Source organism: Calidifontibacillus oryziterrae, assembly GCF_000331575.1.
In the GTDB taxonomy this organism is placed as follows: Bacteria; Bacillota; Bacilli; order Bacillales; family Bacillaceae_J; genus Calidifontibacillus_A; species Calidifontibacillus_A oryziterrae.
In genome coordinates, this window is the sequence record NZ_KB223527.1 from 1,843,899 (window position 1) to 1,870,766 (window position 26,868).

The 26,868-nt window shown below is 33.8% G+C and carries 22 protein-coding genes and 1 tRNA gene; 16 read left to right on the forward strand and 7 right to left on the reverse strand.

Annotated elements, in window-relative coordinates:
* Nucleotides 1-733: 733 nt before the first annotated feature.
* From D612_RS0117350 to D612_RS0117375, 6 genes are all read left to right on the forward strand, one after another.
* On the forward strand, nt 734-1,852 hold the full coding sequence (locus tag D612_RS0117350; protein ID WP_017756775.1) for a site-specific integrase: 1,119 nt from the start codon (nt 734-736) through the stop codon (nt 1,850-1,852).
* Nucleotides 1,853-2,707: 855 nt separating this feature from the next.
* Nucleotides 2,708-3,481 (forward strand): hypothetical protein, encoded by a 774-nt coding sequence (locus D612_RS0117355; RefSeq protein WP_017756776.1) that lies wholly within the window; start codon nt 2,708-2,710, stop codon nt 3,479-3,481.
* 210 nt (nt 3,482-3,691) lie between these two features.
* Complete coding sequence (locus tag D612_RS0117360) at nt 3,692-3,925, forward strand: hypothetical protein (protein WP_017756777.1); 234 nt, start codon at nt 3,692-3,694, stop codon at nt 3,923-3,925.
* 131 nt (nt 3,926-4,056) lie between these two features.
* Entirely contained in the window at nt 4,057-6,195 is a 2,139-nt protein-coding gene (locus tag D612_RS0117365) for a DUF927 domain-containing protein (RefSeq protein ID WP_017756778.1), read from the forward strand.
* Between the two features lie 980 nt (nt 6,196-7,175).
* The gene (locus D612_RS20135) at nt 7,176-7,364 is read left to right on the forward strand and encodes a helix-turn-helix domain-containing protein (protein ID WP_017756779.1); all 189 of its coding nucleotides are present in this window, start codon (nt 7,176-7,178) and stop codon (nt 7,362-7,364) included.
* 4 nt (nt 7,365-7,368) lie between these two features.
* A complete protein-coding gene (locus D612_RS0117375; RefSeq protein ID WP_017756780.1) occupies nt 7,369-8,529 on the forward strand; it encodes an S-layer homology domain-containing protein in 1,161 nt (386 codons plus the stop codon).
* Nucleotides 8,530-9,001: 472 nt separating this feature from the next.
* Here D612_RS0117375 and D612_RS18550 read toward each other — a convergent pair whose 3' ends face one another.
* A complete protein-coding gene (locus D612_RS18550; protein WP_017756781.1) occupies nt 9,002-10,000 on the reverse strand; it encodes a tyrosine-type recombinase/integrase in 999 nt (332 codons plus the stop codon).
* A gap of 288 nt (nt 10,001-10,288) precedes the next feature.
* Between D612_RS18550 and D612_RS0117385 the strand changes: the two genes are divergently transcribed.
* Nucleotides 10,289-10,361 (forward strand) — tRNA-Arg (locus D612_RS0117385).
* A gap of 228 nt (nt 10,362-10,589) precedes the next feature.
* Here the strand turns inward: D612_RS0117385 and D612_RS0117390 are convergent.
* From D612_RS0117390 to D612_RS0117400, 3 genes are read right to left on the reverse strand one after another with little or no spacing between them, the layout of a single operon-like run.
* On the reverse strand, nt 10,590-11,279 hold the full coding sequence (locus D612_RS0117390; RefSeq protein WP_017756782.1) for an MAE_28990/MAE_18760 family HEPN-like nuclease: 690 nt from the start codon (nt 11,277-11,279) through the stop codon (nt 10,590-10,592).
* Entirely contained in the window at nt 11,276-12,400 is a 1,125-nt protein-coding gene (locus tag D612_RS0117395) for a DUF262 domain-containing protein (RefSeq protein ID WP_017756783.1), read from the reverse strand. The genes D612_RS0117390 and D612_RS0117395 overlap by 4 nt, the downstream gene beginning before the upstream one ends.
* A gap of 19 nt (nt 12,401-12,419) precedes the next feature.
* Nucleotides 12,420-13,712 carry a DNA methyltransferase gene (locus D612_RS0117400; RefSeq protein ID WP_017756784.1) on the reverse strand — a complete coding sequence of 431 codons (1,293 nt, stop codon included), beginning with the start codon at nt 13,710-13,712 and terminating at the stop codon, nt 12,420-12,422.
* A 620-nt stretch (nt 13,713-14,332) separates the two neighbouring features.
* Here D612_RS0117400 and D612_RS0117405 point away from each other — a divergent pair.
* The 9 genes from D612_RS0117405 (at nt 14,333) to D612_RS0117450 (ending at nt 24,186) form a co-directional block, all read left to right on the forward strand.
* Nucleotides 14,333-14,731 (forward strand): hypothetical protein, encoded by a 399-nt coding sequence (locus D612_RS0117405; RefSeq protein ID WP_017756785.1) that lies wholly within the window; start codon nt 14,333-14,335, stop codon nt 14,729-14,731.
* Nucleotides 14,731-15,369, forward strand: coding sequence for a hypothetical protein (locus D612_RS0117410; protein ID WP_017756786.1), 639 nt, complete (start codon nt 14,731-14,733; stop codon nt 15,367-15,369). Before D612_RS0117405 ends, D612_RS0117410 begins: the two co-directional genes overlap by 1 nt.
* A gap of 266 nt (nt 15,370-15,635) precedes the next feature.
* Entirely contained in the window at nt 15,636-18,491 is a 2,856-nt protein-coding gene (locus tag D612_RS0117415; RefSeq protein WP_017756787.1) for an AAA domain-containing protein, read from the forward strand.
* A gap of 374 nt (nt 18,492-18,865) precedes the next feature.
* Nucleotides 18,866-19,093: an excisionase family DNA-binding protein gene (locus D612_RS0117420; protein ID WP_017756788.1), complete on the forward strand. Its 228-nt coding sequence runs from the start codon at nt 18,866-18,868 to the stop codon at nt 19,091-19,093.
* 13 nt (nt 19,094-19,106) lie between these two features.
* Complete coding sequence (locus D612_RS0117425; protein WP_017756789.1) at nt 19,107-19,289, forward strand: hypothetical protein; 183 nt, start codon at nt 19,107-19,109, stop codon at nt 19,287-19,289.
* 177 nt (nt 19,290-19,466) lie between these two features.
* Nucleotides 19,467-19,655, forward strand: coding sequence for a hypothetical protein (locus tag D612_RS0117435; RefSeq protein WP_017756791.1), 189 nt, complete (start codon nt 19,467-19,469; stop codon nt 19,653-19,655).
* Between the two features lie 3 nt (nt 19,656-19,658).
* Nucleotides 19,659-21,083, forward strand: a complete 1,425-nt coding sequence (locus D612_RS0117440; RefSeq protein ID WP_017756792.1) for a recombinase family protein — start codon at nt 19,659-19,661, stop codon at nt 21,081-21,083.
* Nucleotides 21,076-22,737, forward strand: coding sequence for a recombinase family protein (locus D612_RS0117445; RefSeq protein ID WP_017756793.1), 1,662 nt, complete (start codon nt 21,076-21,078; stop codon nt 22,735-22,737). The genes D612_RS0117440 and D612_RS0117445 overlap by 8 nt, the downstream gene beginning before the upstream one ends.
* 291 nt (nt 22,738-23,028) lie before the next feature.
* Complete coding sequence (locus D612_RS0117450) at nt 23,029-24,186, forward strand: tyrosine-type recombinase/integrase (RefSeq protein ID WP_017756794.1); 1,158 nt, start codon at nt 23,029-23,031, stop codon at nt 24,184-24,186.
* Nucleotides 24,187-24,487: 301 nt separating this feature from the next.
* Here the strand turns inward: D612_RS0117450 and D612_RS18870 are convergent, their stop codons facing one another.
* Genes D612_RS18870 through D612_RS18560 form a run of 3 tightly spaced genes read right to left on the reverse strand, consistent with a single transcriptional unit; the run spans nt 24,488 to nt 26,848 of the window.
* Nucleotides 24,488-24,871, reverse strand: a complete 384-nt coding sequence (locus D612_RS18870; RefSeq protein ID WP_017756795.1) for a type II toxin-antitoxin system RnlB family antitoxin — start codon at nt 24,869-24,871, stop codon at nt 24,488-24,490.
* Between the two features lie 14 nt (nt 24,872-24,885).
* Nucleotides 24,886-25,950 (reverse strand): type II toxin-antitoxin system RnlA family toxin, encoded by a 1,065-nt coding sequence (locus D612_RS0117460; protein ID WP_017756796.1) that lies wholly within the window; start codon nt 25,948-25,950, stop codon nt 24,886-24,888.
* The gene (locus D612_RS18560) at nt 25,943-26,848 is read right to left on the reverse strand and encodes a ribonuclease H1 domain-containing protein (protein WP_017756797.1); all 906 of its coding nucleotides are present in this window, start codon (nt 26,846-26,848) and stop codon (nt 25,943-25,945) included. Before D612_RS18560 ends, D612_RS0117460 begins: the two co-directional genes overlap by 8 nt.
* Nucleotides 26,849-26,868 lie beyond the last annotated feature (20 nt).

The following is a 26,868-nucleotide window of genomic DNA, read 5'->3' on the forward strand; positions in this document are numbered from 1 at the left end:
AATTTATAAATGTAATTAAAATTTTAATCTGGCCCCGTAGCTCAGCGGATAGAGCGTCGGTTTCCTAAACCATATTTTACCAATATAATAAAGTTCAACGAAGCCCGTCGTTTCGGGCTTTTTTTGCGTTTTAGGGGATATAAAATATGCAAACATAGTATTCTTTTCGTGGCGGGCTGTTTGCAATATGTTGTTTGCGCCTTGTTTGCAAATTGTTTGCAAGCTGTTAGCACCTTAAAGAGAAGTGTCTTCACCCCTTTTAACAGTATATTAGAATAACAAATAATTGACAATATTTGTATGTTTGTGTTACAATAAGAATATAAAACAACAGACCGTTTAGCTTTAAAGTTCAGTAGTTTAACAGTAGACCGCTTAAATCCAGCCAAAAGAGGGGGAATATGATCGAACTCAAACACTTTCTTAAAACACTAATAGTTTTAGGTGCACACCTAAACGGTTCACCGAACCGCTTTGACTTGTTACCCGTGCATTTTACCGAAAGCATAACGCCTTAAAGCTCTCCACAAAGAGCAAGGGCGTATTTTTATTGGCGTCTTATTACCATAGGGGGTTCAGGTATTCGTTCAAACATGCGAAGCTCCCTGCGGGCGGTTATCATGAGTCGATTGACTTTGAATACGGGGGTTGATGTCTAATAGAGCCAGTTCTTTTGTTCATTGACAATTGAATAGCTCATTTTCACACTAATTTAACTACGGGAGGTTTTATCATGAAAGGTTGCGTTACTAAACGAGGAAAGACTTGGGCTTTTGTCATTGAAGTCGGCAAACACCCTGTAACAGGCAGACGGAAACAGAAATGGCAGTCAGGCTTTGCGACAAGTGAAGAAGCAGAAGCAGCGCTTGCGAAAGCTCTTGTCACATTGAACCAATCCACGAATGCGGGTGAATCCTCTAGTACAAAGGAGACTGTCGCCGCTTACATGGAATCGTGGCTAAAGCAGAAGAAAGCACAAGTTCGACCTGGCACTTACAAGTCTTACAACTGGATCGTTAACAAGTACATCATTCCGCAGCTTGGACATCATCCGCTAGACAAGCTTAATCCGATGCAATTACAGAACTTCATTCTTGAACTACAACAAGACACCAAGCTTTCCAACCGTTCCATCAATCACATTCGGACTGTGTTACACAACGCTTTGGAGTCAGCTTGTAAGTTTGAGCTAGTCACAAAGAACGTCGCTAAGCCAATCACAGCGCCAAAGGTAAACAAAGTTCATGTTAAAGTTTGGGACGAGCAGCAGCTTAAGACGTTCTTAACTGAGGCAAAGAGGACAAGGTACTACATTGCTTTCCTTCTAGCAGCCACGACAGGAATGAGACTAGGGGAAGTGATAGGAGTGAAATGGGAAGACGTTGACTTCAACAGACAAACGCTTTCCGTAAAACGCTCGTACACACGTGCACACAGTGGCTATCAGTTCAACGAGCCGAAGACAGCTACAGGAAACAGAGTCATTGCGTTACCAAAGGCGGTTTTAGAAGAGTTAGAGGCTCATAGAGTTACACAAGAAGCTGAGAAATCTAAGGAAGGGTACAACGACCACGGGCTGGTTACACAAACAACAAACGGGACCCCAGTAAGCCCGAGGAACCTGTACAGACTCTGGGCAAGTATCGTGAAACGAGCAGGCTTACCTAGGATTCGCTTCCATGACTTACGACACACCCACGCCAGCCTTTTACTAAAACAAGGTGTGCACCCTAAAGTCGTGGCTGAAAGGCTTGGGCACTCAAACATTCAACTGACGCTGAACACGTACAGCCACCTGCTCCCGAATATGCAGGAAGAAGCAGCAGCAAAGTTTGGAGAGTTTCTAACATGAGGCTCTCCTTCCTCTTAAACACAGCCACAAGCCCTCTGCAACCACAAGCAGGGGGCTTCCTTTATGGTTTGAGCCACAGCACCGAAAGCGATAATCGCACATGAATCTGCACTCGAACCCCGACACCCCTCACGCTACAGCCACAAAGATGAACACTCGCACTCATTCAACAGTTTCTGAGACCTTTCGCTCACACAATAGCCACAAGAAAAGCAAGCGTAAACAGGCAGGCTCTAGCTCTTTAACCTTGCCACACTCACACACTTTAACTCACCCACTGCGCAGATAAAGCGCATTCGCTAAAGGAATTGCGGCAGGGTACTTAAGGGTGCCTATAGGGTGCATACATCTCTCGCCCCCTCGTAGCGATCAAGGTGTAAGGGTGCATAGGGTACTGTTAAAAATATAAAATACTAGAAAACTAGAAAGCTTTTAATGCTGAAACAGTGTACATGTTTCGGGGCGTACCCACAGTACCTTAGCCTCATGACCGCTCACAGCGTGGATGAGTTAACAGCACCCTAGGGTACCCTTAAGGGGTGAACAGTTCCTGTGTGCCTTGCTTAACATTCTGTAGTTCACCTGCACCCAAACATACAAAAAATAGAAAACTTTAAAGAATTTCTTACATACAGATCTCCGTTCACAATATTGTAAGAAATTAAACGAGTAACGCGGGCGGGGAGTGTGGCTGAATTTATTAATGGAAATATATGTAAAATTCAATAGCTGAGCTATTGCTTAGGTGGTTTTAGTGGTGGTATAAATTGCATGTGCTTCACTTGTTCTTTGAAAATGTTAATAGCAGTGGATAGGTGAACATAGTTTCTAAAAATAATTTTAGGAGTGGTTCAGATGATAGTAAAGATCAAAACAAACGCATTAATTGTAAACCCTTTAGCAAGGGCAATTAATCTAGGAAAGGTGGGACATATGGATTATCTCACAGTTATTCACTTATCAAATTTAAGAGAGCTGGCTGAATACTTACAACTTCGTAATATTGCTTTCAACATGTGGATGGACAATCCAACTGAATACTTACACGAAATTATCGTTGTCCATGATAGTAATAATGATAAAGAAGGGATTATCTATCGAGTTGATGATGTAACGACGAAGCTTGATTATCTAAGTGCACCAAAAATAAATTTAAAGAAACTTAGACTAACTGAAGCTTCAACAATGACCACAAGCCAGATTCAAAATACTCTAAGCAATCTTGAATTCAATTATCAATCTTATCAACCGCAACATACTAATGCAAATTCAAATGTAACACTTACAAGTGTTGAGGTTATTCATAATAGCGAATCTATTGCTAAAGTGAGAAATCTCAATAATTCAAATCTCACCTTATTGAATGATTCTGTAAAAATGACTTATAACATAGCAAATAAAGATAACTCTATTAATCTCGTATTTATTCTTGCATTTAGCAATGGTAAAGCCTACAAAATTCCTTACACTCTTTCGAGTGAGGATATAAATCACCTTTGTATCTTCCGACTTCTACGAAGTTACTGTGACTTGATGAAGAATTGTATCTTTCTGTTTGATAAAGTAATTGTTCCTTATATGAATCAAGTGCAGCAAGATGCGTTAGAAATCAGCGACTTCAATTGGTAGATTCTAATTATACTAAACTTCCAAAAAATAGGTGATTCACCGCAACCGCCGTGGGCAGTGTTCCCGTGGGGGCTTGACGCCGCTGTTAAGCGTGTTGTAAGATGTGCTATCTTCTCATTCGCTCTTTGAAAACTGAATAGCAATCAATAATTGTAAGAAATTGGATGTTGGTGGTAAAATTCAAACGCAAAATTGGAAGGGGGTGAATTCATGCAGTTCCTCATGCGAAAACAAGACTTTGCGAGAGAGCTTGAAATCAATAGATTCACAGTAAACTTATTCATCAATGACGGAATGCCAGTCTTGAAACCAACTCATGAAGTGACGCTGATTGACTTGCGAGAAGTCGAAAAGTGGCTATGTGAACAGACAAGCCCGAAAAGAAGAGAATTAAAGGGGGTGGTTACTAAATTAATCATGAGTAAAAGCCAAGAACAAAAATAAAAGCGGATCTCTCACCATCCGCTTTTATCAAAATGAGGCATATACAAAATAATTGATGTGTCTATTGTAACATTCTAGTTTACATAGACACAATATATGCCTCTTAAAATTCACTGAGGAGGTTTATAAAAATGGCTCCATCCATTGATGAATTATTACAAGAACCGACAAAACCAGTAAACTTAACAAATCCAGAAGAGTTCAAGATTCATATTTCTAAATTACAAGACGAACATTTTGACGAAGATATGTTCAATCTTGTCGTTAGAGTTTTAGTTAGTAATAGTGAAAAGAGCGCTCAAATTTCAGTTGTAAAATCTTATGTAGATGAATTAATTAAGCGAGGAATTGCGGATGAGACTGACCGCAAAGATCTTGGAGCGGAATTAAGAAGTAAAGCTAAGAAATTGAAAGAAACAATTATTACGGAGAAACGTTACTCACATTTCACGGAAGAACACGACTTAAGCAGTGTTATTAATGACTTACCCGTGAAAGTATCGCTTAGAATTCCCGAAGGTTACAGACTGGATAAAGAATGCGGTATTCTGAGAGCCACCAACAACGGTGGTTATTTGGAAGTTTGCCCTTACATCATCCTACCAGTTCAAATAGTCGTGGATAAAAGTGATACGAGTGGGGACAAGCTTTGCCGAATTATCCGCTGGAATGAACAGTCACAGAAATGGCAGTACCATCCATACCCAATTTCAATTAAACATTTACAAGAGCCACGAGAGATTACTAGACTAAATGGGGCGGGAGTCATTGCAATCGGAACAAAGTACAACAAAGCTTTAGCTGACTTCTTCGTGGATTTTATTAACTGCAACAACATGCTTACGAATCTACCCACAAATGTGGCGATTCATGCTTGCGGCTGGACTGAAGAAAGATTGTTCTTCCCTTTCACCACCCAAGAGAAAGGAGAGGATTTAATATTTACAGGAAAGCCAAACACGACGGTAAACGGGATCAAATCAGCAGTGGAAGAACTTCCAGTTGGCAGCATGGATGAAGCAAAGAACATTATCAACACATTAAGTGGCAACCCTGTGTTTGCGGTTATGCTGGCAGGTTGTTTAGCCTCTCCACTCGTTCCTTTTATGAAGGGAATTCTGGACGAGAACATTGGAATAGATTTATACGGAAAGACTACCTCTGGCAAAACAACCATCCAAATTTTTGCCACTAACTTGATTTACGGACTTGGTGATGAGTTAAAGACTTCTTGGGCAAACGCTAAAGTAGCTGGAATATGGAGAAAAGCAGAAGCTATAAATAACTTACCTTATTGTATAGATGACAATCATCGCGCAGGGGAGCATCTCGCAGGAGTTTCTCATGACCTTATCAACCGTCGAGAAGGGGATAAGAGTGCGAAGACTGGGGACAGTTGGAGTTCCAAAGATAACACCAAGGATCAGTACACGGGTGTGATTCTTTTCAACGGTGAAGTTAGCATAAGCACAAAATCTCCACAGGATTCAGCAGGAATTTACGGAAGAATAATCATGATTAATCAGAAGCCCTTCCCTAGCGATTATGATCATTTCAAGGTTGAAGCGTTAAAGAATCGAGTTTATTCAAATCGTGGGCACTTCGCCAAACCTTGGATTGAGCATATAGCCAATATTGATAGTAATTCACTAAAGAATGAAGTCGCATTTATCAGCGAAGTATTTGAAGACAAAGACGCAGATGCACTTTATGGGCGTTTAGTAACGAAAGCCTCTTTACTCGTTTGGTGCCTAAAGGAGTTCAATAAGCTGTTTAACATGAATGTGGACGTGGATAGAGCGATTGAACTACTTAAGCAGTCTATGAATTCAGCCACAAACAACGTGAATGTAGCTGATAAAATCGTTAAGAGAATTGTTGAAAGCGTGTTTCAAAGAATCGTATATTATCAAGCTCAGGGATATTCAAAGTACATCATGTTCAATCACCTTCCGAATGAGAGGAATGGTAACATCAATGTCGTGTATAAAGACAATGACTATTTAATCATCACTCTCGATGTTCTTAAGGAAATTTTAAAGGGTACTTCCCACTCGGAAGAAAGTGCAAGAAATTTACTAGCATCTGCTGGTTATATTGAAAAGGCTGCTTCTAGGAGACATTCACGCCCAAAGCAATCACATGAATCGCAGAAGGCACACATGACAGGCTTCAAATTCAAATATGAAGATATTAAAGACTTCATTCCAGAAGAAGCAGATTATGATGAAGCAGATGATATTATAGCAGACGTGCCTATCATGATTTAAACAAAACTAAGGCTCTTCTTTAACTTGGGAGAGCCTTTAGTGTATTTCCTCATTTATTTCAGCTACAAGATAGCTCTAACGAAAACCTCAAACAAACAGGGTTCCATAGGGTACATATAGGGTGCATATTAGGGTGCTTATACCTCATTAACGCCACGGACGGTTATCTTTAAAGGGTGCATAGGGTACTGTTAAAAATATAAAATATAAAGAAAAGAAGAAATATGAACACAAGAAGAAGTAGTATATTCATTTTAACAGTACCCTCAGCACCTTATATCTCCTCACCGCTCACAAGGTGGATGAATCATATGCACCCATATCAGTACCCTATGAGTACCCTTCCACTTGTACTTCTAAGTAAAGAGCAGGAGAAACGGAACCCTTTACACTTCCCCCTAGTTAGTGGCTGAGTTTGTTGCTTCCTTTGTGACTTGTTACTTCCTTTACACACATGAAGAGAGGGCACAAGACCGTCGTCCGTACCCCCTCTTTTTACCTTTGCTTTTTATGCCTGGATTTTATCACCCTCGGAATCCACTCGCAATTCCCCCTATTCTCTTACACCTAGCGAAGGGTTGTGCTCACTCCCTGCTTGTGGATGTGCTTATGTTGCCGAAAGCGTTCTAGCACCTTCTCCTTGTTAAAAGGGCTGACAAACTACCTTTAGCTGCATTCTCAAACTCAAACTTCAACTCTCGTAGATTCACATGGCAATCCACCCTCATGAGCACACCTAGTTAATGAAATAGGGGTCACAAGGCTCCTTCGTAAAGTAAACAGGGGTTGTCAAAGCTTGTATTCCTAACTGGGTCCTAGGCTTGGCGCACTCTTCTTGCCCTCAACTTTGTGGATGACTTCTACTAAAAGAGCTTTCTAACTATTGCCGTACCATGTCGATTTATAGGGAATAATTGACAGAAAATTTAAGCAAGTGTTAAAATTTTCTTAGGAAAATAATAACATTTGGGGGTGTTGGGGTGGCTACTTATGATAAACGAGAACTGTCGGGGTTACTAGGAGTTAGCAAGCGCACCTTAGAAAGGTGGACAAATGAACTCGGCTTGCCCTGCCAAAGAGTGGGTGAGTTAAAGAAGTGTTATTTTGACGAGGGACAAGTCATGAATTGGATGGAACAACGAACTAAGTTATTTAGAGGGGGAAACTAGGAAGATGAATCTTAAGAAAGTTATTGTAAGTTCAACGTTAGCTTTATCATTAGCATTATCAGCTTCACCAAGCGGCTCATTAGCTGCAACTCCTGCGGATGTAAAAGGACATTGGGCAGAAGGTGACATCAACGCAATGGTCGATAAAGGGCTTATAGGTGGTTATCCAGATGGGACATTTAAACCAAATGCTCAGATTACTCGGGCAGAATTCTCAGCTATTTTAAACAGATCCTTAGGCTTTGATGCGCAGGCAGGCTCAGCTTTCTCAGATACAAAGAACCACTGGGCAGCCAATGATATTAACACTCTTTTCAAGAATAACATCATTCAATCAAAGGACTATGGAAATAAGTATGTACCTAACAAAAATATTACTCGTTTGGAAATGGCTCGTATGATTGCGAGATCACTAAAGGAAACAGCAAAGGATAATGGTGCTTCAAAATTCAAAGATGTGGGTAAGGTTAGTAGCGAAGACTTAAAGCATATTAGTTTGAATGTGGAAAAGGGTGTTATCGGTGGTTATCCTGATCAAACTTTCAAACCAGATCAAAGTGCCACAAGAGCCGAAGCGTCTAAAATGTTGAAGAAAATGCTTGATGTGAAAAATGGCGGGGCAAAAGTTGAAGTGCCCAAACCTGAGCCAAAACCTCAGCCTAAAACTGAGAGCTTTATTCCTGATAATCTTCGTGCGGAAGTAAAAAACCCTAATCCAAAAACTGCTGCTGAGGTTCAAGAGAACCTAGAAGAATCAACATTATATAACTTTACTGGTGATCTAAAAAATGCGGATCATAAGTGGGCAGACACTAAGGATGTATTGCTGGACGATAAGAATGGTAGGGTTAAGGGTATAATTCGTATGAAGTTGCCAGCAAGTGATCTCAAAATTGAAGTTGATAAGACTCTTGGATATAACATGCTGGTGTCTAAAACATTGGAAGAAAAAGGTTTTATTCATGGCGGAGACCTAATTGATGACGGTAAGATTATCGATCCTATAGGGTATGTAGGTGGTGGTCGTTACGGCGTCGGTAAAATCTCAGATGGTAATATTTATAAGGCTGATTATATAGCATTCACAAGACAAGGCTCAGAAATACATTCCAGTTTAACAGGACCTCTTTTCTACGTAATTATGGAGAATCCATTTAAAAAATAACTATCAAGGGGCGTTGGTCTTATGGACTAGCGCCCTTTTTATATAATTGTGCATCTGACCATCTTGAGGTTATAATTCTTCTGTAATTTCTCTTGCATTATCTTTCCCTTTAAGTTATCTGAACCGCATCCGATTCATATACTTACTCACCACCTCCATCATCTTCATTCACATTCATCTTAAATTCTCGTCTGTATATTCATTTTGTATTTCTCTGCTTATGTGGCTAGTGCAATAGTTGCAAACGTTCGTTCGATTTAACTACAACTTTAGCTAATACCCATTGTTCCCATATTATTTAACAAGTTTTCTCCGTGAACTTTGTGGTTCAATTGCAACAGTCCCCTTCACAAAGTGCCAGAACAAACATATATTACAAGTCGTCTTCATTCATTTTCCCTATGAGCTTCTTTTAATCTACTTGTGACTTGCTACAATACCCCTTCAAAATAATAATTGTCGGGGTATAAAATTAATACTGAGCCACAGGACTAGTTTGTTCATGTGTGTCTGTGAGGTCTTTCTCGGTCATTTGAACATATTTGCGACACATCTGGATATTTGCATGCCCCAATATCTTTTGAAGCGTAAAGACATCCCCGCCGTTCATTATGAAATGTTTAGCAAACGTATGCCTAAACGTGTGCGGTGAGACTCTTGCCGAAGTAATTCCAGCTCGTTCCCCATATACTTTAATCTGAGAATAAGCTTGATGATAGGTGAGCGGCTCCCCGTTGTTGAGCAAGAAGACGAACGGAATAACTTTGTTGAACTGCTGCTTGTTTTCATCCACAAGAGTCTTAATTAATTCGCTAGTTTTGCGAGTAATGGGAACAGTACGAGCTTTGCCGTTCTTTGAGTGACTAGCAGGAATCTGGATAAGTAGCTTATTATAATCAATGTGATTAACTTGCATTTGAAGCACTTCGTTAATTCTCATCCCCGTATCGAGTAAAAGAGTCATTAACACATAGTCACGAAAACCCGTGTACTCACGTTGATTCGGCTGACTTAACAGAAGCAGCATTTCCTCTTTTGTGAAAGCTCCGATTGTGTCCTCATCTACCTTCTGCAACTTCATACGCTTCGCCAAGTTCTCCTGCATGTGCCCCTCATCAAACAGAAATTTCAAGAAGCACTTGAGCGTACGAGTGCGGATGTTAACTGTCGCAGGCGAAAGACCTTGTTTGTGGCTGTGCTTTTCAAGAGTTGGGTGATTCTTGTACTGTGTCCGTTCGTTCAGCATGTAATGAAGATACTGGCGCACATGATCAGCCGTAAGCTCTTCAAGCTTTAAAGTTGGGTACCTTTCGACTAGCCACAGCTTAAAGTATTTGTAGTGACTTTCATGGTCTTTCAAGGTGCGAGACTTTAACCCCTCTACCTGCTTGGCTCGGATGAAGATTGAGAAGTAATAGTCTAGTGGATGGTGTAACGTGTTGGTGACGTTGGTCGTTCTCATTCGTTTCATTTGGAATTCCCCCTATAACGTAAAATATCCACCGCTGTGGGTGGATTAAAATAATTTATTTTATAATTGAGAAATATAAGCGGTCAAGTATAAATGATACTATTCTGAATGTTGGTTTTTAAGCACTTTCATTGAGGTTGTTGTTTGCAAATTGTTTGCAAGACCCCCTTCGAGGGGGGATCTGAGAGTATTCTTTGTCGGTCATCTTCCTTAATTATTCCAACCTCAAGAGTGTTTACTTTTCGGGCATTTTTACTATAATGGAATATGTGAATTAATTTAATATCTGGCTCCGTAGCTCAGCGGATAGAGCGTCGGTTTCCTAAACCGTGCGTCGGAGGTTCGATTCCTCTCGGGGCCGCTGTAAAACCCTTGATTTATCAAGGGTTTTTTCCTTTTTTCTAGATAAAAACATCCAATAAAAAAATCAGTTGGGAACAATTTGGGAACAAATATACAATTACCATTCAATTTGTACCTAATATAAAAACAAAATTTTAGAATCATTTGCAGTGAACCGTATTATAAGTAAATGAGGTTATAAATAAGGCCCGTATAAACAATACGGGCTTCAGAATATATAGCTTATTCAGTTTGTTTGTTTTAAATATAATTTTTTCGAAAGAGCATCCATAATTAATTTTTTTAGCTCGTCCATAACTTTAAAAGTGGCTGTTTCTATTTTCTCATAATCTTTTTCTTTTATTCCTTCTTTATGCGAACCATGAGCTACATTGTTTCTTTTATTTAGTAATTGATCTATAAGTCCTTCATAAGAAGCAAAACAGGTATGATTAAAACCTAATCTAAATAATAGCTTTCTAAGGACAATAGGCTTTAGATTTGCTTCAGTATCAACAATTTTTTCAGGTATGACGAGTTTTTGACTCCATATATCATCTACCAATTGAAGAAAATCTACCTGTCTGGAAAATTTATGTAACTTTTCATCATGAGGTAAGGGATTCTTAAAATAAGTATTCTTTTTGTCTCGATTTTCATAGTATTTAAAAGCTTCATCTAAAGAAGCTGTAGCAATGTAATAGTTAGCATCAGCTCTTGTCAAGTTTTCCTTGTTAATTTCATTTATATATATTTGAAAGACTGTTTTACAAAAGCCTTCGTAATGTGAATACAACATTACAATTAAGGATTTGCGGTATTTTTCTTTATCAGTGTCCTTTTGCATTATGGATAACTGATTCTTTAAGAACCTGATTTCATCGGATCTCCATGTTATCTCTTCTTCAATTTGTGCACGAATATCTAGTAAATTCATAAAACAGCCAGAACCTTTTCTTCTACAAATTCTATTCTAGCGTTAAGTGGTCGAGAATAATTTTTCCCTCCACCAGTTGTTATTTGCTTAAATTGGGGATCATTTTTAATCTCAAGAAAAGTCTCTTTTATTTTATTAATTGTCTCATCGTTCATCGGATCAATTTTGTCTAAAGCTTTTTGAATTCCTATGGAAAAGGCTTCGAAATGATATGTTAAGAATCTTTTTACTAAAGTACCCTTGGTGTTAGTCCCCGAGAAAACTTGGTCTCCTAATGCTTTACTTAGAATTAAGAACGTTTGTGTGAATATTTTTTCCTCTTCTTCATAATTAAAAGTAAATTCATTACTTTCTGGATCTGAAACCTCTTCTAGGTAATCTGTTAAAAAATCCCCCACATCATGCTTATACTGTGTTCTATTATTCTTAAAAGCAAAAAAACGCAGAACTAATTCTTGATCATAGCGTTGTTCATTCTGTTCTGTAGAGATATTAGCTATACAATCCTTAAATGCTTGAACCTTACTCATTTGTATAATAAATTGGTTAAATTCATCGTTTAATAATTTAATAACACTGTTTCTAATTTCTTGATCTGATAACTTCTCCCCACCAGTATTTAATCTTTTAAACATATAGTATCTCAAACGTTGGTCACTTTCTTTTCGTAATATATCTACACGAATAAAATTCCGCTTAAGTTTTATACTTAATGCCTGAGGGAGTTGATCATAGGTCATGCCATTAAGCTCAGGAACTATATCACAATCGGTTAGTTCAAGCTTTTGATAAGAACCATCATCGTTTTTCTTTAATTCATGCCTTCCTCGAAAGTGTAAATAAGAAGAAATACGCTGTAAACCATCTATAAGTTCATAAACCCCTTCTGAACGTTCAATAAAAAAAATTGGGGGAACTGGCATTTCTAATAATAAAGACTCAATGAACCTTGATTGATTTCCTTCAGACCATCTGAATAGTCTTTGATAATCTGGAGAAATAATAAGTTCGCCATCTTGATACATATCCATAATTTCATTGAAAGACAAATCCAAACTCCTTGTTCTAACTTTATCAATTTTCTTATCAACCGCACTTATTAAATCAATTCCTTGAGACATTTAATAACCACCTCTTTATTTAGTTTTTTTTCTTAAATATTAATACTGTTTCATCAACTTTGGAAGATTTTCTATATTTATTGTTATTTTTATGGATTCCAGCGATGGTATTTTTTTTATATGCAAATTTATTGTCAAGAACCCAAGAAAACTGTTGTGTCATATCTATAAAGACTTTTGATAAATCGACTAATATATCCTTATAATAAGAATTTTGTACTACAAACACACAATAGCTGTTTGGTTTTAACACCCGATTTATTTCTTCTAAAGAACTATAAATAGAAGAAAAATATTGGAAGTACACTTTATAGTAATACAACTTTGATGCTTTAGATTCGTGTTTGGAAATAAGTTCTAATATATTGTTTGCTGATTTACCCCACATTTCATGGGGTTCACCTATTAAGCGTGAAATTGTTGGTGTGCCTATCATTTTGTCCCTAAGGGTTTTAAGTTTTTTATTATCAGAATAACCGAGAATAGCTAATTCCAAAATTGTAGCAATAGCATAGTCTATTCTAGTGCAATAAGGTGGTGAAGTTATTACGGCATCTATAGAATTGTCATGTAATGGTAAAGATACTGAAGAGGCTAATGAAATGTTGCTATTTCCAAAACCACATGAATCTTCTTCGGCATTATTTACTGCATCTATCATTTGGTTTACATAAAATGAAAAAGTATTATAAACATCAATACTGTTAATATTGATTTTTTCATTATTATTTTTAGGACGTTTTATCCAAGTAGGGTTAGAAGATCTAAACCCACTTAATAATTCTTTAACAGTTTTAAATAAAGCGACATAATAAAAAGAAATTAGGTTAGAAATTCCTTCGTAATTATTTGAACTTAAGTCCTTTTTACTACAATTATTAGCAATTAAGAATGCAGTCTCTATTTGCCTAAACGGAATAACACTAGAAGGTTGTAACCATGCACTTAAGGGATCATTTAATACTTCTAAGTCAGAAATTCTATGTGCTTTTGCGAGATTAATTATTGAATCAGTTTTATTTTTTAGACTTTGAAGAGATGGGTAATCAATTCTTTTTGCTTTTGCAACTATTATCATAACAGGATTAATATCATACCCTATTGATTTATAACCAAGTTTAGAAGCAATATGAGTTGTAGTTCCGCTACCATTCCATGGATCAAAGATGATAGAATTTTTTACAGGATTTATGTATTTAATAATATCTTCAACAAATTGAGTTGAATAACCTGCATAGTAATCATACCAACTAGCTCTACCTGTTTTTAAATTAAAATTTCTTTTTGGATTTCTAAGGTCTACTTTCTTCATATTTCCAATTAACTCCATTTCAAATAGCATAAGCAATATTACTTGATATAGTTGTAAAAAACTTATAAATAAAGAAAGCTTTTTACAATTATTTTACCACTTAATATATTATACAGTTTTATACTACATAACAGTTTATTAATATAAATAATCTCCAATTACTCTCCAAGTACTCATTAAAGTATGCAATTTAAACCTCATTTAGATACCTCACGGTGAACCGTATCATAAATAGTGGTAAAGCAGAGATTTGAAATTGCACTTAATGAAGAGTGGTTAAACAAGTTGATATTATAACATGGGAGAAAAGAATCAATTATAGAGTTAATTTAACTTCGCTGTAGTTTTCTATATTTATTCACCTACCCATTAAGAAGGAATGGTATTGTTATTTAAAAAGTTTTTAAAATTGTAGAGAAGCAGAAAAAAATATATATTATTCTTTTGAACTGCCCCATTTCAATTTATATAACCAGAATCAAATTTGACAAATATATGTTTACAAAATATCATAATTGGTAACAGGTTTAATTTCGTTAATATTATTATAATCGTTAATTACTTTTAAATCCTCACTTTTTTTGATAACAAAAATATTAAATGAGTAACAGGAGGCTGATATGGAAGAACGTTTCATAATAAGAATATCCTCTGAAGAAAAGCAAGAGTTGACTCGAGTCGCAAACGAACTAGGACTTACATTAAGTGCTTTAGCTAGAAGCCGATTAATGGGGGAAAACTTGGAAAATCATTATTTTGAACTATTAAGAAAAAAGATTGATGTTATTCCCGATGATACAATCTTTACATTAAAAAGATTAATCCCAAATCACTGGAAGTTTTTATCTAAAGCGGAAAAGCGGTATTTGGTGGATTTAATTATGGATAAAGCTGATGAAGATGAATTACCAATTGAGGTTCACAAATTTTCTAGGGGCGGCAAGTGTAAGTTTCGAAAAGTCAGTGATTATTATGATGATTATATGTTTAGTGACTCAGATGACGAGGAGGACTTTTAATGAACGATACAATTGTATATTCTTTAGAAGACATTAGAATTCACGTAGAAGATTTGATTGAAGAATTTGACTTTAACTGTAGCGATTATGAGAATGAAATGAACAGGATCAAAAGAAAAGCTAAAGACTGGAAAGTAAAGAAAACTATACGAAGGATCCGCTTATTAGCATATGCCATTAACGGTCATTACATAGATATAGTCGAAACTCTAAAAAAATGCAATGATTATCTTTACCTAAATAATCATTTGAATAGCCAGGGCTATTCTAATATGGCTCTGGTTGATTTAGAAGAATTTAAAGATATTCGGAGAAATATTAAAAAAACAAATAAAGACAAAATAAATAAGTTGTATAGGAAATCACACTCATTGAAAAATGAGAGAAATAAGACCGCACATACAATGTGTGAGTTAATATCAACATTCCTGATTGAAAATAAAGTAGACATACTAGACTCATTAAATCAGTATTTGGAACTTTTAAATAAGGTTGCCAAAAATAAAAACGATATTAAGAAAAGAGAAAAACATAAACAATCTGTAGCATCCCAATTGGATAATATAAAAAAAATAATTGACGGCGACATTAAAACCAAAGGGGATATTAGAGTGTATTTGAACACTGATGAATCTTAAGTATATATAGGGTCTATACACACAAGGCATTATCAAGAAAGATAAAAACCTCATTTAGTTACGTCACGATGAACAGTACCATAAGTAACGGTAAACTTAAAAATGTTAAGATGGTATTAATAAAAAAATTTGTTTTGATTATCTACCACATATGCTTAGACGAGGACTTAAAAGTTCTCGTCTAATTTTTTTGTTTTACAGATTTTTCCGAAAGGAATTGAAAATAAAAAAAAATCTCTAGTATAATTTTAATAAGGAGTGAGTCGATGAATAAGTATCTACAAATAACGAAATATTTTAGAGATAGTATTGCAGCCAAGCTACGAGTTGATTTTAAGAATAATCACTATGAAATAGTACAATTAGAAAATATACAAGAAGGCATAATCGAAGAAAAACATTTTATCAATTTATTAAAGAATAAAAATGAAGATACTAAAAAAATTGATGTAATTATTGTTGCAAAGACAATCAAAACCATTTTTGTAACTCAGGAAAAGTTAAATAACATAGAAGATTTTACAGGAATTTTTTTCATTCCAGCAGTATTAAACTCAGACGGAACTCTCAGTCCTCCAGAAGGTAAGTTTCCCTGGATACCGAGAGAACATCTTTATCCTATCATTGAAGAGAAATTAGCAATTGGACATATAAATGACTTTGATGTATATATGAATGATAATCATCAAAAATTGATAAACAATTCAAGTTGGAATGTATATTATGATTTCTCTAAAGATATGTATGAAACAATCACTGGAAACAAAATTACAAATACATTTGTAAATGAAATAGAGCTTGACAATAAAGTTTATCTTTTACAAGATGAATCCATCATTGCTACAAGAAATATCTTAAAACTATATGATCATTTATTAGATGGTAATCATATAAAGTCGAAACTTTATCAAAACTTTATCAAACAAGAGTTTAATCAAAATGAGCCATTAATTAATAATAACATTAGTGCAATGAAAAAGCATACAGCTCAAATGGGGGGAGAGTATCCACTTTCTTTTTCTCAGAGAGAATGTGTTAATCACTTTAATAATATGAAAGAAGGAGAGATTTTAGCGGTTAATGGCCCTCCTGGTACTGGTAAAACAACCTTACTTCAATCTTTAGTGGCTAACCTGTATGTTGATAAAGCAATAAGAAAAGAAAAAGCACCTTTGATTGTTGCCTCTTCAACGAATAATCAAGCTGTAACAAATATTATCGAATCTTTCGGCAAAATCGATAAGAAATGGAAAAATATAAATATAGAAGAAAGATGGATAGAGGGTGTTAATAGCTTTGCAGTTTACTTCCCATCGAAAAATAAAATTAAAGAAGCTGATCAAAAAGGCTTTCAACATACTAATCCAGAAGGTGAAAAATTTTTTACTAAAGTCGAATCCGAGGAAAATATTCAGATTTCAAAAGTAAAATTTTTAAAGGAATGTGGCACTTATTTTAAAACATCGTTTAATTCTTTAGAAGAATGTGAAGATAAAATTTGGAGACTATTAAATGATGTACGATCTATGAATAACGAACTGTTAAGTATATTTAATCAATTTGTGCAGGTTAGTAATAGAGAGAAGGCAATGGACACTTTTCTAGCAGAATTAAAAGAAGAAATCGAACAAGATACAGAAGTTTTATCAAGAATACATTCTAGAATAAAAGATTGGAATAACCATTATAAAAGTATTCCTTTTTACTATCGATGGTTATCCTTTATACCGAATTTTAAAAAGAAAATTATTAACAGAAATAGGTTATCCATTCTTCCTCAAGAAGAATTTCTAGATGAGTCAATGAACATTGAAAAAATAATTTACATATATAGTAATAAATCGAAAGAATTACGAATGAAATTGCAGGAAAATGAAAAATTGTATAATAAAGTTGATGAATTAAACTCAAAGTTTAAAGTAGTAATCCAGAAACTAGTAGGTATACAAATCATAAAAGATAATAAAGTTTCATTTAACTCTATAGAAGAATTAAATGAGTTTTTGGATACTAGTTTAAGATATGTTTCATTTTGGCTGGCTGTTCACTATTATGAATGCCGATGGATAAAGGAAAAAAGATTAACAGATGGCCAGAAAGGAAAAAATTACAAAAATGTACTAGAGCAATTTTATAATAATTTAAGTATGGTTACTCCTTGTTATGTGATGACATTTTTTCAATTACCTAAACTCTTTCTTGCTTATGATGGAAAACAACAATTTCTTTATAATGAAATTGATTTACTTATCGTTGACGAGGCAGGACAAGTTACTCCTGAAATTGCAGCATGTTCTTTTTCGTTGGCTAAACGAGCAGTTGTAGTAGGAGATGTATATCAAATAGAACCAGTTTGGAATATAAATAAAGCACTTGATGTGTCATTAGCAATAGCAGCTGGGGTTATTAAGGAAAAAAATGAATTTGACGATTTAAGTAAATTAGGATTAAATACCTCAGAATCTAGTGTTATGAAAATTGCTTGTAAATGTTGCAATTATGAAAAGTTTGGGGAAAGGGGTCTGTTTCTAAGTGAGCATAGACGTTGCTATGATGAAATTATTGAATATTGTAATAAACTAGTCTACAAGGGAAACTTAGAGCCAAAAAGAGGACTGGGAAAAAATGATAAAGAGTATCCGCTAATTGGTATATCAATACCTCACTTTGGTCACATTCAGGTTGATAGTAACCAATCAAGTAAACTAGCTGGTAGTAGATATAATGAAAAAGAAGCAGAGGCAATAGCGAAGTGGTTAAGTAAATATTTTGACGATATAAAAAGGGCCTATCCGAAAGAGGATGTAAAGAACCTTATTGGTATTGTCACACCTTTTAAAATGCAAGTTTCAAAGATTAAAAAGTCTTTACCATCCGATATTAAAAATTTTGTTGATGTAGGTACAGTACACACATTTCAAGGTGGGGAACGAAGAGTAATAATTATGTCTACTGTGTATGGGAGTAAAGACGGATGTTATTTTATGGATGCAAGTAAAAGTTTATTGAATGTAGCAATATCAAGAGCGAAAGATAGTTTTATTGTTATTGGTGAGCTTGGATGTTTATCAGAAAGTGTAGCAGCACCAAGTGGATTGTTAAAAAAGATGTTAACAAATTAAAAAGCTAAGATAAATACTGAGAGCCGTACCATAAAATAACGGCAAACTTTTATTAATTTCATTAAAAATTGCTTACTGGAACTAAAGCAATTTTTTTCGTTAACAATAATGTTGAGTATAATACTTGCTAATTTTTTCTCTATTTTTAGAAAGAATCTAGTGTTTTAATAGGCTTTTTATTTTAAATTTTTTTATAAGTATTGACAAATTTAATTGAACGTAATAATATAAAAAACAACTTAATGTTACAAAAACAGACATTTTTAACAAAATTTAATAGTAACTAAAAATGCGAATCCCGCAAGTTATATACCCTATAAAGTAGGGTCTGTTTCTTGCGGGATTTTTTGCGTTACTAAAAGGAGGACAACTTAATGAGAAAAACAATGACAGCTAAAGAAGCTGCAAATCTTCTAGGGGTTTCTTATTGGCTACTACTAGAAATGGCAAAAAAGGGGCAAATTCCAAACATAAGAGCTGGAAAAAGAGTTTTGTTTAGATTAGAAAGTCTTGAAGAGTGGATGGATCAACAGGAGAAGGATTCAATTACAAAATCAGAAAATGAACAAAAACAAGGCACTTTACGAAAGGTAGATATATAGGGAGGTTAGAATAATGCAAAAAAAAATAATAGAAACACCATTTCAGTTAGAAACTTATTTTCAGAAATTATTAGAAAACTGCAAGGATCTTGAAATACCAAGCTATGTAATTGAAAAATATATTACTCAAATAAAAAATATTGAGAAGAAGAATATCTGGATGTTAAAGGATGGTGAAAAAAGGAATGTATCATAATACTTATCGAAAATTGAGACTGCCAGGAAGCAAGCCAAAGGTGATAAGAGTAAAAAGAAATTATGGAAAAGATAAAACAATACATATTCAACAAAAGCTTGATCTAAAGAAATAAATAATGAATTAAATCCGACATTTCTGTCAATTATGTATAAAAAATTGATAGGAGTGTTGTGATTGAAAAAAGGACGAGTAGTACACGTTTCATTTGCTGACGAGAATTCACCTGAAACCGAAATTTGGATGTTTAGGATTATGGAAAGAATTATATTAGACCAATTAAATATTCATCCGATTGTTAAAAGTGAGTTGTTATTTGCTAATCAAAAGCGAATAACAAAATTAATTGAAGAAAAGGGTTGTTAAGTTATGGAACAAAAATTAAGAGCTATTTCTGAAATAACAGTGCCTATTTTGGAAGAAATAAAAAAACATATTGCGGTATATTTTCGTGTTAGTGGAAGTTCTCAATCAATTGAAATGCAGGAAGCAAGAGCAAAAAATTGGGCAAAGGAAAATGGATTTTCTTGGGAACAAGATATTGAAGTTTTTAATGAAAATGCCTTATCTGCAAATAAAGTAATAATGGAAAATAGGCCAGAACTAATGAAACTACGGGAGGCAATAAAATCAGGACAAATTACTGTCCTCGTCGTATTTGCAAGGGACCGCCTTGCAAGAAATTTTTATGAGTACATGGAGCTTGTAGAGGAATTTCTTCAAAATAGATTAAAAGTAATTTTTGTAGGAGAAACAGTACCTTTTAGTTATGACTTCTTAGTCGAGGGTGTACATGGAATTCATATTCAATCTGAAGGAAAGAGTATTGCATCAAGGCTAAAAGTGGTTCAGCAGTTATATCCACCAAAAAAATTTGGTTATGTAAAAACAGATGATAAAAGAGGTTATGTCATTGATGAAAGGTATCAATTTATGATTAAATCCTTTTTTGAAGAAATCGTAGTTACTGAATCATTTGAGATGTTAAATGAGTGTCTTAAAAAATACAAAAGCATATTAAATAGGAAGAGCATAGAGGACTGCTGGCAATTATTAAGAACGGCGTTTTATGCAGCTCATTATCCAAAAAATGAAGACTTTTTTCCATTGGATTATGTTCCGCCTATCGTATCACTTGAGCTGTTCAAAAAAGCACAGGTAGTTCTAGATAACTTTGAAAATGACTTTATTAATGCAGTTAAACGATCAGAGGAAATAGGGTACTTTACACCAACATGTGGAATCTGTAATGAATTCATGAAACATAATAAAGCAAAATTAGGTCAATCCGCTATTTATCAATGCTCAAGACATAAGGACATACAAATTTCTGTCGAAGAACTCAATAAACAAATAAAAACAGTGTTAACTACATTTATCAATTCTCTATCTCAAAAAGAACTAAAAAATATTGTAGTTTACTCAGTAGAGGATGCTATTAAAAAATTAGAGCTGAAGTTGAAACAATATCAAGCAAATTTAAAAGCAGAAAGATTCTCCTTTTTTATAGAAGTTAAATCTGGAGAACCTACCCAGTACATAAAAAAGGTAAAAAAAATTGAACAAGAGATAGAGAATTTAAAAAGACAGCTTGTTGATATTAGATATACAAAGACAATTGTAAATCAGCTTATAGATTCTATTAAATTTAATTTACTTCATAAGCTTGATACTGAAGAAATGTATAATTATATTCTATTTCTAATTGAAGGCATTTACGTAATTAATCATGCCATTGATTTTAAACTGTATTGTACAGAATTTAGTAGAGATGTAGGTGTTTTAAATGCATAATTGTAATAATTTACCAATAAGTGGCAATGACATAAATATCCTAAGAGAACAGGCAATTGAAATAATTAATAATATGACAACCAAACTTAGGCATAGTGTAGATTATTATTTACCTGATCCAGAGTATAATGTTTTACTAAAACCAGCAATTGCTTATATTCGTTATTCGGACCAAAAGCAAGATAACAACCATTCAATAGAAATTCAGAAATATGAAATTAATAGTCGTGCAAAAAAGGAAGGGTACCAAATTGTATTATGGTGTATTGATGAGTCAGTATCTGCAACTCATAATCGTGCAATGGAACGACCATGGATGCAAATCCTTTATAAAGTAGCATTACTAGATCAATTTGAAGGTGCAATCTTTTTTTATGATGATAGCCGTGTTAGCAGGCAGACAACTGACTTTGTAAGGGAGGTGTATACTCCTTTAATTACATTAAAGCCTTTCCTAAAATTTATTTGCTCAGATACTCAAGGAATATGGGATCCTAACACCCCTTTTACTCAAGTTAAGTTACTTCTAAATAGAGAACATTCAGTTAATCAAAAAGGAAGGGCAATATCTTATCAAAAAAAATGTTTATATCCTGACAAAAAGGAAGACTTCAGGAGACCAGGTGCTAAACTTCCTTTTGGATACGTCAAAGGAACAGAAACAAATCCAAAAATAGACATATCTAAAGGACAGGCATATATTGTATTTCTTATATTTTATCTATCAAGTTGGGGTTATAGTAACGATGTAATAGCAAAATTCTTGAATAAATGCGAAATATTATCTCCAAAAATGAGTAGTTGGAGTCAGGGAGCTATAGATAAAATTTTGCATAATTACTTTTACTTAGGTCACACAACTTGGGATGTTAGAAAAAGTCGAAAAAAATCTAATAGAAAACCGCTTGGTCAATTTAGTCTATTTAATGATACGCATACTGGGATCATTCCACCATATCTAGAAACTTTGGTAAATCAGGTTAGAAATTTTAAAAAGATTTATGGCTTGCAGATGGATTCTGAATTTTTACTTAAGGAACTAGTTAAATGTGACAAATGTAATTGCAAATTGGAAGCTAAAAATACTACGTCCGGAAAGAGTAAAACAAGTAGGCGTGTTTACCGTTGTCCTGAGTGTAAAAATTATGTAAAAATTCAGGAAATGCACGAAATTATTTTTCAAAAATTTTTTAGCCTCATAATTAAAAATAAAACAATCATGAAAGAAGGTTCAATTAAAACTTTAAAGAAATGGGTAGTACAAACAAAACAAATTGCAGAGGAAATTAAAAACTACAAAGATTTAGTTGTTTATCAAGAAAAAACATTTAAATATGAATTAATTGGATATGAAAAAGAGTTAAAGAATGAAACTAAACAAATGCTAATGGATTTAGATAATCAACTAAAAGATATTAATGCTTTTATCGATCAAATTAATATTTTATTAAACGATTCAGAGTTGAATTTTTTATTTGATAGATTTTTTGATAGTCAAATTGATACATTAAGTAATGTTGAGCTACGTTGTCTATCATTACACTTCATATCGGAAATTAGATATGATTTTAATACCAATAATACAGCCATCAATTATAGTAAAACGCCATTTATTGATTTTGAAAAATGGAAAAGCTTATTTGAACAAGAATAAAATTACCTGTAGTTAAATTACCGCATTTTCATTAATAGATAGGGTTGGATTACCGCATGGTATAAATATTTTTCAAAAATTTTAGGTTCATATTTACTACAAAAGCCTTGGTATCAAGGTTTTTGTAATAAGATAGTGCGGTTAAGCAAATATCTATGGATACTAAGATATCCAATTGACCGCTCCTATATTTAGCATTGTAGACAAATTACCGCACCTATATACATTATGTATATCAAATATTTTTAATGTAAATTACATTACTAATGAACTGAAATGAGGTGTATTATTTTGGCGGGAAATATAGATCAAAGAGGTAAAGACTCATATCGTTTAACAGTCAGTGGAGGATATGATTCAAATGGAAAACGTATATATCATAGAAAAACTATAAAAGCTACAAGTCCGCGAGCAGCTGAAAAAGAATTAGCAAAGTTTGTAGCTGAAGTTGAAAATGGTCAATACATAACGGCTACAAAGCAGACTTTTGAGGAATTCTCAAAGTTTTGGCTAGTGACATATGCTAGAAAAAATTTAAGGATAAGCACTGTCCACGGTTATGAGCAGATGCTAAATACAAGGATATTGCAAGCAATTGGTCATATACCCTTGGAGAAATTGAAGCCAATCCACCTTCAAAGCTTCTATTCTAACCTTCAAGAAAATGGTATCCGTCTTGACGGGAAGCCTGGAGGATTATCAGCAAGAACAGTTAAGCATTATCATAATTGTATTTCTTCAATACTTCAGTCTGCCGTAGAATGGCAACTCATTAGATCAAACGCTGCTAATAATGTTAAGACTCCTAAAATCGAAGATAATGAGGCTGATTATTATACTGAAGAGGAAGTTAAAGAAATACTAGCTTGTTTAGCTAATGAAGATGTTAAATATTATGTACTCTACTCCTTGGCAATCACAACCGGACTACGTAAAGGTGAATTATTAGGGCTTGAATGGGATCATATTGATTTTGAAAAAAAAGAGCTTACTGTTAAACAAACTAGTATGTACCGCCATGGAGTAGGCATTTACAAAGATGTTCCTAAGACGAAAAAATCAATGAGAACACTTTCGCTTTCAGATACAGAAATAAAGTTGCTCAAACATTTGAAAGAAGTTCAAACAAGAATGAAAGAAGAAGTTGGAGACCTGTGGGTGGAACATAATAGGTTATTTACGCAATGGAATGGCATGCCGATGCATCCAAATACACCAAATAACATGCTTAAAAAGTTTCTAAAAAAATACGGCTTCCCTACAAAATCGTTTCACTCTTTACGTCATACAAACATTACTATATTATTGGCAAACAATATTGATTTTAAAACTGTTATCAGCCGAGCGGGACATAGTGATGGGATAATGACAATTAACCGCTATGCGCATGCATTAAAGTCAAAGGATGTATCTGCATCAAATTTATTAGAAAAAAAGCTGTTTTATTAAACGAATGGATTATTAAGTCAGGTAAAAGGAGAAGTGTAATTTACACTTCTCCTTTGTTCTTTAAGCTATTTAATTCATCAATGTTGTTGCTAAGAAAAGTAGTTAATTGTATATAGTGAATTTATTAGCATTTTATTGAAAATAAAGCAATAAGAGATTGCTCAATCATTAGTAGAGGGAAGAGCTATTTAGGATGTATCACCAGCTCTGGAAAATAAAAAAACCATGAATGTTTGTTAGCACTCTTGGGTTTTACTTTTTAAGTTTTCAGGTGAAATGCATCTTTTCGAGTAGCCCCTTACTAACAAGTGACACCTGATATTTCTCCAACTAAATTTTTATTTAACAAAACATATTTCTGAGGCTCTGGCAAACTACTAGCTAAAACATACTGCGGATTTTCAGAAAAAAACACATATATTTCATCTAAAATGTTACTCTTCAAGGAGGTTAATACTTTTATTTCTCCAATATTGAGTTTCTCACCATCAAAATTTGTTTTTAAAAATCTATTGCTTGAGAAACCATTCGATAATACTAAATCGAATATTACTTCACCTTTATAATTCATTGATTTCAATTCATATGAAATGGCGTATATTTCAGAAAGAGGACTGACGTATGATGTAGCAATAACTACTTTACGCGTGTCACTCTTTAAATCTAAGATATGATATCTTTTCATACGTCAGTCCCCCTTTAATTTATTTGTTTCAAATTATAAACTAATGATTTTTCTATGTTTTCACAAGCTTCAATAATTATTTGTAATGCAGCTTCCTTGCTTTCAACCAATTTCATACCCGCAAGAATCTGAGTAGCATGAAACATTTCATGTCGATTTTTACGTAAAAAGTCATAACAATTTACGAGAGTATCTTTAGCATCTTGAGGCATATTGCCGATACTAGGATTTATTCCGGTTACAGTATCAGTTGCGAAATCCATAGTAAAGATCCATGCGGTAGCTCTTGGGTTGGCAGTATTCGTGTAATACTTAAATCCTTTTGTTTCATCAAGTATCACACTATAGTCTAAACAAATTTTCTTGATTCTATACTCTAAAACCCTCATAACAGGCATAACCCAAGCTGCATAATCACTGAGCTTTGTATTCACTTCCACTAAAGTAAAACTATCCTTAATAAATCCTTGTAAAGTGGGTTCTAAAAAACCCCAACCTTTTGGGAAATTCATCTTTAAATGTTGCTGAACGTTATCTGCAAGTGCTTTCTCTCCAACATCTGTTTCTGAAATTGTATTCTGTAATGTTAACAAATATGATTTAATTATTGAATAAAGCTTCATTAAAAGACCCTGATATAACATTCTACTAGTTGTTTGAAAATATGTCAAAGTAACAAAATCGCCAAAGTTAGTTTTTACCCTATATATAATGCCATTGTTTCCTTTATCTTCAGCATCTGAAACCGAGATACTAGGTAAGTCCCTCAAATAATTAATCAATGATTCAAAAAACTCTCTAGACATTTTAGCGGAAAAACTGCCACTTCTAACTTCTGTATACTCTAGACTATTAATAATAGCTTGTTCAAGTTCTTGTCCATTTTGACAATTAGGTAAAACTGTAGTTGTTCCTTTTTTTGTGAAAAATACATCTAAATAAAATTCTATACTTTCTTTTTCTACATGATATCGATAAAATCCTTGTGCGGGATTTTTAAATTCTATTTGTTTTACGCTGCAATTAGCGTTTATCACTGCCTCTAATTGCTCTCTATTTATATATAAACCCTTAGCCATTTTCTTTAAACTCCTTTAAATCAAACTTGAAAACTACTTCATTACTATTTGTATTTATCTTAAATAGAATTTTTCCCTCTTCTATATCCAAAAGAGTTTTGAATTCTATGATATCTTTCAATTTTTTACCTTTAGCTTTCCATTTTTCTTTGAATATTCTATATATCTTATCGCTGTCATATATTTCATTGTCAAATATAAAATTCAAATTCACTGATTTTTTAGTAGAATTTAAATCATTAAAAACCTCATCATATAATGTGTCTAAAGGTGTTGTGACTTTTCTAGTTATTTCATAATCTTCTATAGCTTTTTTTGCTAATTGATCAACTTCATCATTATATTTATTTCCAGAATGTGATTTTACTTTTTTAAAATTGATATTTATCTTTGTTTTAACACTTTCGATATATTTTACATATTTTTGGGTAAAAAAGTTTTTTGCTTGCCAATTTTTATTGGCCCAATTCTCTATTCCGGCATAATCATAATAGATATCAATTGATTTAGCCTCATTTTTTAATGCTAGGTTAATAACATGCATTGCAGCTTTAATTTCTCCAGCAACATTTCTTAAACTAATAAGTTCACTATCTGAATCAGCATAGGAAAACTCTAATCTCTCCTCATTTTTTAAGAAAACAATCCCAGCATAACTATATATTTTTTTACTATCATCATAACTGCCATCTATATAAGCTGTTATTTCTGAAATTTGTTCTTCAATATTTTGTGAAGAACTATTATTAGTTCCTTTAATATAATTTTTGGCTTCTTCGAATGTAGCAAATGATTTATATAATGCATTAGGGAACCCATTGACTTGTTCTTTACATTCATTCCACGAAGTATAAATTCCTTCTTTTCTTCCCTTTTTTACAGCATAAAACTTGGTCATTATTTCACCTACTCTTTAAT

What these genes read in the sequence shown, in the direction of transcription:
- D612_RS0117460 (WP_017756796.1), bottom strand. Translation starts at nt 25,950, where the DNA reads ATGGCTAAGGGTTTATATATAAATAGAGAGCAATTAGAGGCAGTGATA.
- D612_RS0117350 (WP_017756775.1), top strand. Translation starts at nt 734, where the DNA reads ATGAAAGGTTGCGTTACTAAACGAGGAAAGACTTGGGCTTTTGTCATT.
- D612_RS18560 (WP_017756797.1), bottom strand. Translation starts at nt 26,848, where the DNA reads ATGACCAAGTTTTATGCTGTAAAAAAGGGAAGAAAAGAAGGAATTTAT.
- D612_RS0117365 (WP_017756778.1), top strand. Translation starts at nt 4,057, where the DNA reads ATGGCTCCATCCATTGATGAATTATTACAAGAACCGACAAAACCAGTA.
- D612_RS0117360 (WP_017756777.1), top strand. Translation starts at nt 3,692, where the DNA reads ATGCAGTTCCTCATGCGAAAACAAGACTTTGCGAGAGAGCTTGAAATC.
- D612_RS0117425 (WP_017756789.1), top strand. Translation starts at nt 19,107, where the DNA reads ATGCAAAAAAAAATAATAGAAACACCATTTCAGTTAGAAACTTATTTT.
- D612_RS18870 (WP_017756795.1), bottom strand. Translation starts at nt 24,871, where the DNA reads ATGAAAAGATATCATATCTTAGATTTAAAGAGTGACACGCGTAAAGTA.
- D612_RS0117420 (WP_017756788.1), top strand. Translation starts at nt 18,866, where the DNA reads ATGAGAAAAACAATGACAGCTAAAGAAGCTGCAAATCTTCTAGGGGTT.
- D612_RS0117405 (WP_017756785.1), top strand. Translation starts at nt 14,333, where the DNA reads ATGGAAGAACGTTTCATAATAAGAATATCCTCTGAAGAAAAGCAAGAG.
- D612_RS0117390 (WP_017756782.1), bottom strand. Translation starts at nt 11,279, where the DNA reads ATGAATTTACTAGATATTCGTGCACAAATTGAAGAAGAGATAACATGG.
- D612_RS18550 (WP_017756781.1), bottom strand. Translation starts at nt 10,000, where the DNA reads ATGAAACGAATGAGAACGACCAACGTCACCAACACGTTACACCATCCA.
- D612_RS0117440 (WP_017756792.1), top strand. Translation starts at nt 19,659, where the DNA reads ATGGAACAAAAATTAAGAGCTATTTCTGAAATAACAGTGCCTATTTTG.
- D612_RS0117375 (WP_017756780.1), top strand. Translation starts at nt 7,369, where the DNA reads ATGAATCTTAAGAAAGTTATTGTAAGTTCAACGTTAGCTTTATCATTA.
- D612_RS0117415 (WP_017756787.1), top strand. Translation starts at nt 15,636, where the DNA reads ATGAATAAGTATCTACAAATAACGAAATATTTTAGAGATAGTATTGCA.
- D612_RS0117395 (WP_017756783.1), bottom strand. Translation starts at nt 12,400, where the DNA reads ATGTCTCAAGGAATTGATTTAATAAGTGCGGTTGATAAGAAAATTGAT.
- D612_RS0117445 (WP_017756793.1), top strand. Translation starts at nt 21,076, where the DNA reads ATGCATAATTGTAATAATTTACCAATAAGTGGCAATGACATAAATATC.
- D612_RS0117400 (WP_017756784.1), bottom strand. Translation starts at nt 13,712, where the DNA reads ATGAAGAAAGTAGACCTTAGAAATCCAAAAAGAAATTTTAATTTAAAA.
- D612_RS0117410 (WP_017756786.1), top strand. Translation starts at nt 14,731, where the DNA reads ATGAACGATACAATTGTATATTCTTTAGAAGACATTAGAATTCACGTA.
- D612_RS0117355 (WP_017756776.1), top strand. Translation starts at nt 2,708, where the DNA reads ATGATAGTAAAGATCAAAACAAACGCATTAATTGTAAACCCTTTAGCA.